General features: G+C 68.9%; 11 protein-coding genes and 1 riboswitch. Of the genes, 6 read left to right on the top strand and 5 right to left on the bottom strand.

Features of this window, described 5'->3' with window-relative positions:
• Positions 1-7: 7 nt before the first annotated feature.
• Both HEP74_RS06310 and metX read right to left on the bottom strand, forming a co-directional pair.
• Positions 8-1,225 carry an O-succinylhomoserine (thiol)-lyase gene (locus tag HEP74_RS06310; RefSeq protein ID WP_185815684.1) on the bottom strand — a complete coding sequence of 406 codons (1,218 nt, stop codon included), beginning with the start codon at positions 1,223-1,225 and terminating at the stop codon, positions 8-10.
• Positions 1,222-2,271, bottom strand: a complete 1,050-nt coding sequence (gene metX, locus HEP74_RS06305; protein WP_185815683.1) for a homoserine O-succinyltransferase MetX — start codon at positions 2,269-2,271, stop codon at positions 1,222-1,224. The genes HEP74_RS06310 and metX overlap by 4 nt, the downstream gene beginning before the upstream one ends.
• Before the next feature lie 70 nt (positions 2,272-2,341).
• Positions 2,342-2,460: riboswitch (SAM riboswitch) on the bottom strand.
• Positions 2,461-2,594: 134 nt separating this feature from the next.
• Between metX and HEP74_RS06300 the strand changes: the two genes are divergently transcribed.
• The 4 genes from HEP74_RS06300 (at position 2,595) to HEP74_RS06285 (ending at position 8,075) form a co-directional block, all read left to right on the top strand.
• On the top strand, positions 2,595-3,611 hold the full coding sequence (locus HEP74_RS06300) for a M23 family metallopeptidase (protein WP_255427901.1): 1,017 nt from the start codon (positions 2,595-2,597) through the stop codon (positions 3,609-3,611).
• A 46-nt stretch (positions 3,612-3,657) separates the two neighbouring features.
• A complete protein-coding gene (locus HEP74_RS06295) occupies positions 3,658-5,262 on the top strand; it encodes a peptide chain release factor 3 (RefSeq protein ID WP_185815682.1) in 1,605 nt (534 codons plus the stop codon).
• 127 nt (positions 5,263-5,389) lie between these two features.
• Positions 5,390-6,034, top strand: a complete 645-nt coding sequence (trhA, locus tag HEP74_RS06290) for a PAQR family membrane homeostasis protein TrhA (protein WP_185815681.1) — start codon at positions 5,390-5,392, stop codon at positions 6,032-6,034.
• A 61-nt stretch (positions 6,035-6,095) separates the two neighbouring features.
• Complete coding sequence (locus HEP74_RS06285) at positions 6,096-8,075, top strand: AsmA family protein (RefSeq protein WP_185815680.1); 1,980 nt, start codon at positions 6,096-6,098, stop codon at positions 8,073-8,075.
• Between the two features lie 122 nt (positions 8,076-8,197).
• Here the strand turns inward: HEP74_RS06285 and HEP74_RS06280 are convergent, their stop codons facing one another.
• From HEP74_RS06280 to mtgA, 3 genes are all read right to left on the bottom strand, one after another.
• Positions 8,198-8,626 carry a CBS domain-containing protein gene (locus HEP74_RS06280; protein ID WP_185815679.1) on the bottom strand — a complete coding sequence of 143 codons (429 nt, stop codon included), beginning with the start codon at positions 8,624-8,626 and terminating at the stop codon, positions 8,198-8,200.
• A complete protein-coding gene (locus HEP74_RS06275; RefSeq protein WP_185815678.1) occupies positions 8,586-9,608 on the bottom strand; it encodes a glycosyltransferase family 2 protein in 1,023 nt (340 codons plus the stop codon). The genes HEP74_RS06280 and HEP74_RS06275 overlap by 41 nt, the downstream gene beginning before the upstream one ends.
• Positions 9,609-9,930: 322 nt before the next feature.
• The gene (gene mtgA / locus HEP74_RS06270) at positions 9,931-10,662 is read right to left on the bottom strand and encodes a monofunctional biosynthetic peptidoglycan transglycosylase (RefSeq protein ID WP_185815677.1); all 732 of its coding nucleotides are present in this window, start codon (positions 10,660-10,662) and stop codon (positions 9,931-9,933) included.
• Between the two features lie 63 nt (positions 10,663-10,725).
• Here mtgA and hslO point away from each other — a divergent pair, with 63 nt between their 5' ends.
• Both hslO and HEP74_RS06260 read left to right on the top strand, forming a co-directional pair.
• Entirely contained in the window at positions 10,726-11,640 is a 915-nt protein-coding gene (gene hslO / locus HEP74_RS06265) for an Hsp33 family molecular chaperone HslO (protein WP_185815676.1), read from the top strand.
• Positions 11,641-11,757: 117 nt separating this feature from the next.
• The gene (locus HEP74_RS06260) at positions 11,758-12,609 is read left to right on the top strand and encodes an XOO1806 family protein (protein ID WP_185815675.1); all 852 of its coding nucleotides are present in this window, start codon (positions 11,758-11,760) and stop codon (positions 12,607-12,609) included.
• Positions 12,610-12,711 lie beyond the last annotated feature (102 nt).

Below are 12,711 nucleotides of genomic sequence, written 5' to 3'. Positions count from 1 at the left end.
CTGCTGTTCACGCGTCCACCCGTTTGCGCGCCACCGCCTCGCCCGCCTGCTGCGCACGCAGCAGACCGGCCTGCAGGTCGGCGATCAGGTCCTCGCTGGACTCGATGCCTACCGACAACCGCAGCAGGCCATCGCTGATGCCGGCGTTGGCGCGCGCTTCGGCAGTCATCGCCGCGTGCGTCATCGACGCCGGATGCGCAATCAGGCTCTCCACCCCGCCCAGCGACTCGGCCAGGGTGAAATAGCGCAGGCCATCGACGAAGGCGCGCACCTCGGCCTCGCCGCCGGCCAGCTCGAAGCTGATCATCGCGCCGAAACCGGTCTGCTGCCGCGCCGCCACCGCATGCCCCGGATGCGTGGCCAGGCCCGGGTAATAGACCTGGTTGACCGCGGCATGCCCGTCGAGCAGCGCCACCACCGCCTGCGCATTTTCCTGGTGCACGCGCAGCCGCGCATCCAGCGTGCGCAGGCCGCGCAGGGTCAGGAACGCATCGAACGGCGACCCGGTCAGGCCCAGCGCGTTGGCCCACCACACCAACTGCTGGTGCAGTTCGGCGGTGGCGGCGATCACCGCGCCGCCGACCACGTCGCTGTGGCCATTGACGTACTTGGTGGTGGAATGGATGACCAGATCGGCGCCGAAGGCGATGGGCTTCTGCAGCGCCGGCGACAGGAAGGTGTTGTCGACCACCGCCAGCGCGCCGGCCTTGTGCGCGGCATCGATGACGAAGCGCAGATCGGTGATGCGCAGCAGCGGATTGGACGGAGTTTCGATCAGCACCAGCTGCGGCGACTGCGCCAGCGCATCGGCCAGCGAGCGCGGGTCGGTCAGGTCGGCGGTGATCAGCTCGAAATGGCCCTTCTTGGCCAGCGCGTTGAACAGGCGCCAGCTGCCGCCGTACGCGTCGTGCGGCACCACCAGCTTGTCGCCCGGCTGCAGCAGCGCGTTCAGCACCAGGTTGATCGCGCCCATGCCGGTGGCGGTGATCACGCCGCCGGCGCCGCCTTCCAGCTCCGCCAGCGCTTCGCCGAGCAGGTCGCGGGTCGGATTGCCGCTACGGGTGTAGTCGTACTGGCGCTTGTTGCCGAAGCCGTCGAAGCTGAAGTTCGACGACAGCACGATCGGCGGGGTCACCGCACCGTAGGCGGTATCGCGATCGATGCCGGCGCGCACCGCGGCGGTGGCGGCGCTACAGGGCAGATCGTTGTCGTGGGCAGTGCTCATGCGGTAGCTCCGGTGGGGCGAAGGGCGGTGGCGAGGATCGCGTCGATGCGGTCGGTTTCTTTCAGGAAGGCGTCGTGGCCGTACGGCGAACGCAGCACGCGCAGGCTGCCGCGCGGGCCCAGCCCTTCGACCAGGGTGACCAGGTCGGCCAGCGGCACCAGGCGGTCGCCTTCGACCGCGACCACCACGGTGGGCACGGCGACGGCGGCCGGGTCGATGCGGTGCAGGTCGATGGATTCGGACAGGCGCAGATAGGCGTTGACCTGGGTGCGCGCCACGTACTGCGCGCCGGCGGCATCCAGGTAGTCCTCGGCGGCGACGCGGACGCGGCCGTTGATCACTTCCGGCGGCGCATCGAAGCGCTCGCCGAACTCTTCCGGGGTGCGGTAGCTGAGCATCGCGAACTGCCGCGCCAGCGACAGCCCGTGGCTCTCGGCGCACTGCAACTGGCCCAGCGCCACCGCGCGGCGCTGCAGCGCGCGCCACGCCGCAGCATACGGATGCGCGCGGTGCGCGCCGCTGACCGCGACCAGCTTCAGCAAGCGCTGCGGATGCCGCACCGCCAGTTGCAGTCCGACCAGCGCGCCGTAGGAATAGCCGACGAAGCCGTGCAGTTGGGCGATGCCCAGCGCATCCAGCAGCGCGGCGATCGCATCGGCCTGATCGGCGCTGTCGATCGGCGCGTCCAGGCTGCCGTCGGCGCCGATGAAATCGTATGCCAGCAGCCGCCGCTGGCTCGGGTCCAGCGCCCGCCCCGGCCCGACCAGGCCTTCGGCCCAGCCCTTGTCGGGGAAGCTCGCGTTGGCGGCGAGATGGCGATGCGCGGAGATGCCGCCAGCGACGAACACCACCGGCGCGTCCACCGGGCCGCTCAGTTCGTAGCGCAGGCGCAACAGCTGCACGCCGGCGTGGCGCAGCGGCAGCGCCACCGCCACTTCGCCGCGCATCGCGATCACGCCATCGGCGGCCGGCGCAACGGCGGCGGCATAGCGGTCCAGCGGCACATTCACAGCAAGGGGGCGGTTTGGCGTATTCACGAGGCTCATGGCGGTATCCGGGGAGGAACGGCCATCGAGCTTCGCGGAGCTCGCGTTCGACGTGCGGAAGGCACGAATCGAACCATCTTTCGGCGGACGCGGTGGTCCCCGCAGGATTTGGCACCTACACGGTCGCTTGCGCGTCCGCTGGCTGCCCCGGCATCAAAGGGCCTGTCCCTCCGCCGGTCTCGATGGTGACCCCACGATGCCAGCGTTTTTCGGCGATGTCAAATCTCTTTATTCGGATGGAGCGATATAAGGAAGCCGGGATCGCGACTGCCGCATACTCCGCACCGCCACGGCGCTCCCCCACGCCGGCGCCAGGAGCTCCGATGCCCGGCCAGTGCCCGGCCCCCGCCACCGTCCACGACGTCGCTGCGTTCCGCGCCGCGCCGCGCTGGCCGCTGCTGATCGCCTGTGCGCTGGGTGTCGCGTCCACCCCAGGCGCAGCCGGAACGCTATATGCGTGGAAGGACGCCAACGGCATCGCCCACTACGGCGACCACGTGGCCGATCCGCAGCGCGCTGCGGCGCCCGAACCGCCGCCGACGCCGGCGAGCGCCGAGCTGCCGCTGGCGCAGTTGCGCCTGGATGGCCAAGCTCCACGGCAACAGGCCTGGGCCGACAACCGCCTGGACGGGCCGCTGCAGGTGCAACTGCGCTCCCGCCACGCCGACAACCTCGCCGCGGTCCCGGCACTGCCGCTGCGCGCGATGCTGCCTGCCCGCGGCAGCGCCCTGCTGTCGCGGCTGTACGCCAGCGACCCGCGCTACGCCAGCCCGTTCGACCTGGTGCTGGAGGCCGTACCCGGCGACCCGGCCGCCAAACCGCAGGACGCCTTGTACCAGTTGCCGTTTGCTGCGGCGCCGGTGCGCGTGGACCAGGGCGCGGGCGGCCACTTCAGCCACCACGACGCGCAGAACTACTACGCGCTGGATTTCGCCCTGGCCGAAGGCACCCCGGTCCTGGCCGCGCGCGCCGGCACTGTGATGCAGGTGGAAGCGGGTTTCGCCGAGGCCGGACTGGACCGCGAGACCTTCGGCGGCCGCGCCAACTTCGTGCGCATTCTGCACGCCGACGGCAGCATGGCGCTGTATGCGCACCTGGCGCCGCACGGCGTGGCGGTGCATGCAGGCCAGCGCGTCGCCGCCGGACAACGCCTCGCGCTGTCCGGCAACACCGGCCTGAGCACCGCGCCGCACCTGCACTTCGCGGTACAGGTCAACCGCGGCATGCGCCTGGCGTCGATCCCGTTCCGCATGGCCGGCGCGCTCGGCGAACTCAAATTGCCGCGCAGCGAGGACGCCGCGGACGGCGCGCGACCCGTGCCCGGCGCCGCGGCGCTATAATTGCGCTCTTCCCTGTAGCCGTGATCGCCCAGTGGGCGCCGTTGCCATGTCCGATGTTGCCCAGGAAGCTGCGCGCCGCCGCACCTTCGCCATCATTTCCCACCCCGACGCCGGCAAGACCACGCTGACCGAAAAGCTGCTGCTGTTCGGCGGTGCGATCCAGATGGCCGGTTCGGTCAAGGGCCGCAAGGCCGCGCGCCATGCGACCTCCGACTGGATGGCGCTGGAAAAGGAGCGCGGCATCTCGGTGACCTCGTCGGTGATGCAGTTCCCGTACGAAGGCAAGATCATCAACCTGCTCGACACCCCCGGCCACGCCGACTTCGGCGAGGACACCTACCGCGTGCTGACCGCGGTGGACTCGGCGCTGATGGTGATCGACGTGGCCAAGGGCGTGGAAGAACGCACCATCAAGCTGATGGAAGTGTGCCGGCTGCGCGACACGCCGATCATGACCTTCATCAACAAGCTCGACCGCGAAGGCAAGGAACCGATCGACCTGCTCGACGAAGTGGAGACCGTGCTCGGCATCCAGTGCGCGCCGGTGACCTGGCCGATCGGCATGGGCCAGCGCCTGAAGGGCGTGGTGCACCTGATCAGCGGCGAAGTGCATCTGTACGAACAGGGCCGCAACTTCACCCGCCAGGACTCGACCATCTTCCCGTCGCTGGACGCGCCCGGCCTGGCCGAGCGGATCGGCGCGCAGATGCTGGCCGAACTGCGCGAGGAACTGGAGCTGGTGCAGGGCGCCAGCCATGCGTTCGACCTGGACGCCTACCGCGCCGGCAAGCAGACCCCGGTGTTCTTCGGCTCCGGCGTCAACAACTTCGGCGTGCAGCCGTTGCTGGACTTCTTCGCCGAGCATGCGCCGCCGCCGCAGGCGCATGCCACCACCGGCCGCCCGGTGCAGCCGACCGAGGAAAAGCTGACCGGTTTCGTGTTCAAGATCCAGGCCAACATGGATCCGCAGCACCGCGACCGGGTCGCGTTCATGCGCATCTGCTCGGGCCGCTTCAGCGCCGGCATGAAGACCCTGCATGTGCGCACCGGCAAGGACACCAAGCTGGCCAACGCGCTGACCTTCATGGCCAGCGACCGCGAGATCGCCGCCGAAGCCTACCCCGGCGACGTCATCGGCATCCACAACCACGGCACCATCTCCATCGGCGACACCTTCACCGAGGGCGAGGCGCTGTCGTTCACCGGCATTCCCAACTTCGCCCCGGAACTGTTCCGCCGCGCGCGGCTGCGCGACCCGCTCAAGCTCAAGCAACTTCAGAAGGGCCTGGCGCAGCTGTCCGAGGAAGGCGCCACCCAGTTCTTCCGCCCGCTGATGAGCAACGACCTGATCCTGGGCGCGGTCGGCGTGCTGCAGTTCGAAGTGGTCGCCTACCGGCTCAAGGACGAATACGGCGTGGATGCCAGCTTCGAGCCGGTCGGCGTGGTCACCGCGCGCTGGGTGCACTGCGACAACGCCAAGAAGCTGGAGGAATTCCGCGAGAAGAACGCGATGAACCTCGGCATCGACGGCGCCGGCGAGCTGGTCTACCTGGCGCCGACCCGGGTCAACCTGCAGTTGGCGCAGGAACGCGCGCCGGACGTGCGCTTCGCCGCGACCCGCGAGCACGCGCACAGCGTCGCGCTCGACTGACGCCAGAAACTGACGCCGCAAGCGCGCGGCGTGAACCGCGCGCCAATTGCTGCATCGCAACGGATGCGAACCGCTCGCAATTGCGGTACCGTTTCGGGCCATGGAAGCAGACCCGCGCTCTTCGCTCATGAACGCAGACGCGCCGCCTTCGACGGACTGGCGCGACGAACTCGCCAGCGCGCTGACCCACGGCCTGGGCGCAGTCGCCGCACTGGCCGGCAGCTCGGTGCTCATCACCCTGGCCGCGATCTACGGCGACGGCTGGCAACTGGCCGGCGCCATCGTGTTCGGGGTCGCCTTGCTGCTGCTGTACACCGCCTCCACGCTTTATCACGCCATTCCGCATCCCGGCGCCAAGGCGCGGCTGCAGGTGCTGGACCACTGCGCGATCTACGTGCTGATCGCCGGCACCTACACGCCGTTCACCCTGATCGGCCTGCGCGGCCCCTGGGGCTGGGGCCTGTTCGCAGCGATCTGGACCATCGCCCTGGCCGGGGTGATCTTCAAGCTGTTCTTCACCGGCCGCTTCCGGCTGCTGTCGACCATCCTCTACCTGGCCATGGGCTGGCTGATCGTGGTGGCGATCGAGCCGCTGCTGCACTCGGTCGATGTGCCGACCCTGTGCTGGCTGCTGGCCGGCGGCCTGTTCTACACGCTGGGCACCTACTTCTACCAGCGCGACACGGTGCGCTACTTCCATGCGATCTGGCACCTGTTCGTGCTCGCCGGCAGCGTCTGCCATTTCGTCGCGGTGACCGGGCAAGTGCTGTAGACCGGTTTGCTGGAGGGCACCCTTTCGCACCCTGTGCACGCACGCCGCCTAGTATGGCGAGATGGATCGCGAACCCACTTCTGTGTCACGTGGCCGGCGCCGTTCCTGGCCCTGGCGCCGCCCCGACGGCCGCTTGCGGCGTTGGCCGCTGGTCCTCGGCGCACTGGTGCTGGTGCTGCTGGTCGTCATTCTGATATTCGACTGGAACTGGTTCAAAGGCCCGGTGGAGCGCGCCGTGCAGGCCAAGACCGGCCGCGCATTCCACATCGACGGCAATCTCGACGTCGACCTCGGCAGCACCGTCACCATCCGCGGCGATCGCCTGCGCTTCGCCAACGCGGACTGGTCGAAACAAGCGCAGATGGCCAGCGCGCAGCGTGCCGAGATCGACCTGTCGCTGTGGCCGTTGCTGCGCGGCAAGGTGCGCATTCCGGAGATCCGCCTGACCCAGCCGAACCTGCTGCTCGAGACCGGACCGAACGGGCAACCGGGCAACTGGAACTTCGGCAGCAACGATGGCGGGACGCAGGTGGTCTTGGGCCGCATGCTGGTGCAGCAGGGACGGCTGCGTTTCCAGGACATCCCCGGTCGCACCGACATCGACGTCAGCGTGGACAGCCTGACCTCGCAGCGCCGCCGCGGCGACGCCGCACCGCCGATCGCGGTCGCCGGCGATGGCCGCTGGCGCGGCAACCCGTTCACGCTCAAGGGCAGCACCGCCTCGCCGCTGGAACTGAGCGAAAGCGACCATCCGTTCAAGATCGACCTGCGCGGCAGCGCCGGCAGCACCCGCGCGCACATGCGCGGCACGTTGACCAATCCGTTCCAGCTGCGCGTGTTCGACCTGCAGCTGAGCCTGGCCGGTACCGACATGCAACACCTGTATCCGCTGCTCGGCATCGCCATTCCCTCCACCCCGCCGTACCAACTCGACGGCCGGCTCAAGCGCAACGGCGAAATCTGGCGCTACGAAGAATTCAGCGGCCGCGCCGGCGACAGCGACCTGGCCGGCACCGTGCAGATCGACACCGCCGGGCAACGCCCGTTCCTGCGCGCCGACCTGCGTTCGCGGCGCCTGGACTTCGACGACCTGGCCGGCTTCGTCGGCGCGCCGCCGCGCACTGGCGCCGGCGAAACCGCCAATGCCGAACAGAAGGCGCAGGCGGCCAAGCTCGCCGCCGACAGCAAGGTGCTGCCCTCCACCCCGTACGACCTCGGCAAGCTGCGCGCGATGGACGCCGACGTGCGCTGGAAAGCGCAGCGGATCAACGCGCAGACGCTGCCGCTGGACGACATGGACGCGCACCTGAAGCTCAACGACGGCGTGCTGCTGCTGCAGCCGCTCGACTTCGGCGTGGCCGGCGGCAACATCCGCTCCGACATCCGCATGGACGCGCGCAAGCCCACCATCGCCACCCGCGCGCAGATCTCGGTGCGCGGCATGCGGCTGGAAAAGCTGTTCCCGGACGGGCAGCTGGCCAAGGAAGCCTCCGGCGCGATCGGCGGCGAGATCGCGCTCGCCGGAACCGGCAACTCAATCGCGCAGATGCTCGGCAGCGCCGACGGCAGCGTCGCCATCGGCATGGGCAAGGGCCACATCAGCAACCTGATCATGGAACTGGCCGGACTGGACATCGCCGAATCGCTGAAATTCCTGGTCACCAAGGACCGCGAGATTCCGGTGCGCTGCGCGTTCGGCGATTTCGCGGTCAGGGACGGGCTGATGCAGTCGCGCGCACTGGCCTTCGACAGCACCGACACGTTGCTGATCGGCAGCGGCGACATCGACCTGGGCGACGAGAAACTGGACCTGCTGCTGAAGGCGCGCCCGAAGGACCGCAGCATCCTGTCGCTGCGCTCGCCGCTGCGCGTCGGCGGCACCTTCAAGGATCCGACCTTCCGCCCCGACTTCAAGGCCCTGGGCATGCGCGGCGCGATCGCCCTGGCGCTGGGCAGCATCGCCCCGCCGGCCGCCCTGCTCGCCACGCTGGAAACCGGCCCAGGCAAGGACGCCGATTGCGGCGGGCATTATGCCAAGTAGCCGGGATTGGGGATGACCAGCCATTCGGCTGTGGAAAGCCGGGATTGGGGATTCGAAAAGTCAAAAGCACGTCAGCCGGCTTCTGCTTTTACGAATCCCAAATCCCAAATCCCGAATCCCGGCTAGCTAGTGATGTATCGCTGCAGCTGATCGAGTTCCTGCTGCTGTTCCTCGATCACCGCCTTGACCAGGTCGCCGATCGAGATCACCCCGACCACCGCGCCGGCCTGCACCACCGGCAGATGGCGGATGCGCTGGCCGGTCATCAGCTCCATGCATTGCTGCACGCTCTGCGACGGGTCCACCGTGTATACCTTCGCGCTCATGATGTCGCGCACCGGCGTGGTCGCCGAAGAGCGGTCCTGCAGCACCACCTTGCGCGCATAGTCGCGCTCGGAGAGGATGCCGGCCAGACGCCCGTCCTGCATCACCAGCACTGCGCCGATGCCCTTGTCGGCCATCAGCCGCAGCGCATCGACCACCGCCGCATCCGGCGACACCGCGTGGATCTCACCGCCCTTGTCGCCCAACAACTGTCGTACCGTACGCATCGCTGCCTCCCGGTTCGCTTGATCGTACGGCCGAGGATACTCCTCCGCCCGGTGCACGCCAGGTGTCGACCAGATACAGCGGCCGCTGCTTGGATTCCTCGTACAGCCGGCCCAGGTATTCGCCGATCAGGCCCAGCGCGATCAGCTGCGCGCCGCCCAGGAACAGGATCACCGCCATCATCGTCGGCCAGCCGGCGACCGGATCGCCCCACAGCGCCGCCTTGATCACGATCCAGGTGCCGAACACGAACGCGGCCACCGCGGTCGCCAGACCCAGATAGGTCGCCACCCGCAGCGGCGCGGTGGAAAAACTGGTGATGCCTTCCAGCGCGAAGTTCCACAACCGCCACAGGCCGAACTTGCTGCGCCCGGCCAGGCGCGGCGCGCGCCGGTACGGCAACGCCATCTGGCGGAAACCGACCCAGCCGAACAGGCCCTTCATGAAACGATGGCGCTCGCGCAACTGCGCCAACGCGGAGAGCGCGCGCGGCGACAGCAGGCGGAAATCGCCGGTGTCGGCCGGAATCGGTGTCTTCGACAGGCGCCCGATCACCCGGTAGAACAGCGACGCGGTGCCGCGCTTGAGCCAGCCTTCGCCGTCGCGCGCGATGCGGGTTCCGTAGATGTCGTCGTAGCCGGCGCGCCACTGCGCGACGAATTCCCCGATCAGCTCCGGCGGATCCTGGCCGTCGGCGTCCAGCAGCATCGCCGCGCCGCGCTCGACGAAATCCAGGCCTGCGGTCAGCGCCAGCTCCTTGCCGAAATTGCGCGACAGGCGCAGCGCCCCGATTCGCGGATCGGCCGCGGCCAGCGCCAGGATCACCTCCCAGGTCGCATCGCGGCTGCCGTCGTCCACATACAGCACCCGCCCCTCCACATCGTCCAGGCCATCGAGCGCGGCGAGGATCCGCGGCTGCAGCAGCGGCAGGGTCTGCGCCTCGTTGAAGGCAGTGACGACGACGGTCAGGCGCTCGGGTTCCATGTGCCGATGGTACGGAGCGGCCTGCGCGTTCACCAGCGGCAGTGCGCCGCATGAAGAGAATCCGGAGTCGCTCCCTCCTCCCACCGGCAACGGCTGTTCCTTCTCCCCTCGGGACCATGGCCCCCTTTTTGGGGAAGGTGGCGCGCAGGGGCGGATGAGGGTACGGGCGAAGCCTCGCATACTCAAATCCGCGAGACGCTTCGCGCCGTACCCTCACCCCAACCCCTCTCCCGATGGGAGAGGGGCTAAACGCAGCGCATCCGCTACAAAACGCCGTATCGCGGCCAACGTCGCACGCGCAGTAGCTCAAATGTTCCTAAGGCTACTGCAGATAGGCAGGGCCGCCGAGCTGCCGGGTCTGCCGCTGGATCCAGTTGGCGCGGCGCTGTACGTACGGCCCCGGGCGCGCGGCGGCGTAGCGCTGCGGCGCCGGCAGCACCGCCGCCAGCAGCGCGCTCTGCGCCGGACTCAGTTGCGCCGCATCCTTGCCCCAGAAACTGCGCGCCGCCGCCTGCGCGCCGTACACCCCGTCGCCGAACTCGGCGACGTTGGCATACACCTCCAGGATCCGCTGCTTCGACCACAGCGCCTCGATCAGCACCGTGTACCAGGCCTCCAAGCCCTTGCGCAGCCAGCTGCGGCCCTGCCACAGGAACACGTTCTTGGCCACCTGCTGGCTGATCGTGCTGGCGCCGCGCAGGCGCCCGCCGCGCGCATTGTGGTCGCGCGCCTTCTCGATCGCCTCCAGATCGAAGCCGTGGTGACTCGGGAAACGCTGGTCCTCGGCGGCCACCAGCGAAATCGGCAGGCTCGGGGCGATCTGCGCGCTGTCGCGCCAGTCGTAGGCGACGCGGAACGACCAGTCGCCCTCGCCCCAGGCGCCGAGTTGGCGCTCGAGCATCATCGCCGAGAACGGTGGATCGACGAAGCGCAGCATGATCACCTGCGACGTGCTCGCCAGCGCGAACAACAGCGGCGCCGCCAGCAGCCAGCGCAGCCAACGCCTGCGCCGCGGCACCGCCGCGCCACTTGCAACGCCCCGCGGCGCCCCCATTGCTATGCCTTCTTCGACTTTGTCCACCGAGATGACCCACTATCCTGCGGTCGCCATCTTCCCATGCGCAGCGAGGCCGCGATGAGTTCTTCCGATCACGATCACCTGACCCGCTTCCTGCTGCCCAGCGCCGGCGTGCGCGGCGTGCACGTGCGCCTGGAGTCCACCTGGCGCGACATCCTCGCGCCGGCCAGCTATCCCGCCGCGGCGACCGAGTTGCTGGGCGAGGCCTGCGTCGCCGCGGCCCTGTTCACCGGCCACACCAAGGTCGACGGGCGCCTGTCGGTGCAACTGCGCAGCCAGGGCGCGCTGCGCACCCTGTTCGCCGAATGCACCGCGGCCGGCACCCTGCGCGGCATCGTCCAGTTGGGCGAGGGCAGCGACGCCCCGCGCGACCTGCGCGCGCTCGGCGACGGCGCGCTGCTGGCGATCACCATCGAAAATCCCGGCCTGGACCCGCGCGAGCCGCAGCGCTACCAGAGCCTGGTGGCGCTGTCGGCGGCCGAACTGGGCGAGGCCTTCGAAGACTATTTCCGCCAGTCCGAACAATTGCCGACGCGACTGATCCTGGCCGCCGACGGCCACCAGGCGGCCGGCCTGCTGCTGCAGAAACTGCCCGGGGACAGCGGCGACGAGGACGGCTGGAACCGCGCCGGCGCCTTGTTCGAGACGGTAAGCGAAGCCGAACTGCTGGCCCTGCCGGCCGAAACCCTGCTGCACCGGCTGTTCCACGAGGAAGCGCCGGAGCTGCTGGGCACCAAGCCGCTGCGCTTCGGCTGCTCCTGCTCGCGCGAGCGGGTGGCGGCCATGCTGCGCTCGCTGGGTGAGGAAGAAGCGCGCGCCGCCGCCGAGGCAACCGGCCAAGTTGAGATACGGTGCGAGTTCTGCGGCCGACACTATGACTTCCCCTTGACGGAATTCGGCGTATTGTTCGCCGTAACCTCGGCTGAACCGGCGCCCTCGGAGCGCTTGCAATAGCCAGGGGCGAGGGCTAGGACCGGGGAGCTCGACTTGTTAAAGAAACATAAACCCACTAGTATCGTTCACCCTGAACGGCGGGAACTTTAGTCCCCGCCCGAGAGTCACACACTGCCGATGCGAGCCCTACTGCGCCTGCCACTTGCCCTGCTGATCGCCCTTGCGGCGACCACGGGCGCGCATGCGCAGAGCAAGCCCGCGGACCGCACCGTGCTGCCGATCTGGAACAAGGGCAGCGGCAAGGTCGAGGCGCTGCTGTACCTGGAGCCGACCGGCGAACAGGCGGCCGGCGCGCGCTGGCACTTCGGCCGCAACTCGCTCGACGCCGCCTTCGGCCTGTCCTCCGGCGACTCGCTTGGCCTGCTGTGCAACAGCGCCAGCGGCAGCAGCATCAGCGGGCTGGCCAGCCATTGCATGCTTGCCAGCCTCGGCGACGAAGACAACGATGTCGGCCACCACGTTGCCGCGACCACCACCTTCAACCGCCCCGGCGGGCGCGTGTCGCTGTCGGCAGGCACTGGCCGCGAGAACATGCCGGCGTGGCTGGCGGGACCCAACAAGACGCCCGCGCTGCGCATGGAGCAGAACGACCTGACCGTGTTCGCGCAGCAGAACATCGGCCGCGAAGGCTTCGTCTCGATCGGCGGCACCTATGCGCGTGCGCGCTTGGTCCCGATCGCCGATGCCTCGCAGGCGCTGGTCGACCAATGGGACAGCAAGAGCCTGAGCATCGGCGGCGGCTACGGCTCGTTCAGCGCCAACGTCATCGGCCGCGTCGTCGACGCGCCGGGCCAGCCGGGCAAGTGGTCCGGGCTCGGCGTGGGCCTGACCTGGCGCACTCCGTGGAGCGGCCAGCTGACCGTCGGCGCCGAGAACGTGATCACCCGCGGCAAGAACCCGTTCGCCCCGAACAACATCAGCACCGAGGAAGGCACCATCCCCTACGTGCGCTACGAACAGGACTTGTAACCAGCAACTCCTTGTTCGGAAAAGGAGTTGCTGCGGAAAAACGCCCCCTTGTGGGGCTTTTTTTTTGTCCGGCGGGAGCAAATTAGTGATACTTGCATCACA

Source organism: Xanthomonas sp. SS (genome assembly GCF_014236835.1).
Classification (GTDB): domain Bacteria; phylum Pseudomonadota; class Gammaproteobacteria; order Xanthomonadales; family Xanthomonadaceae; genus Xanthomonas_A.
This window is presented reverse-complemented; position numbering and strand designations above follow the sequence as displayed.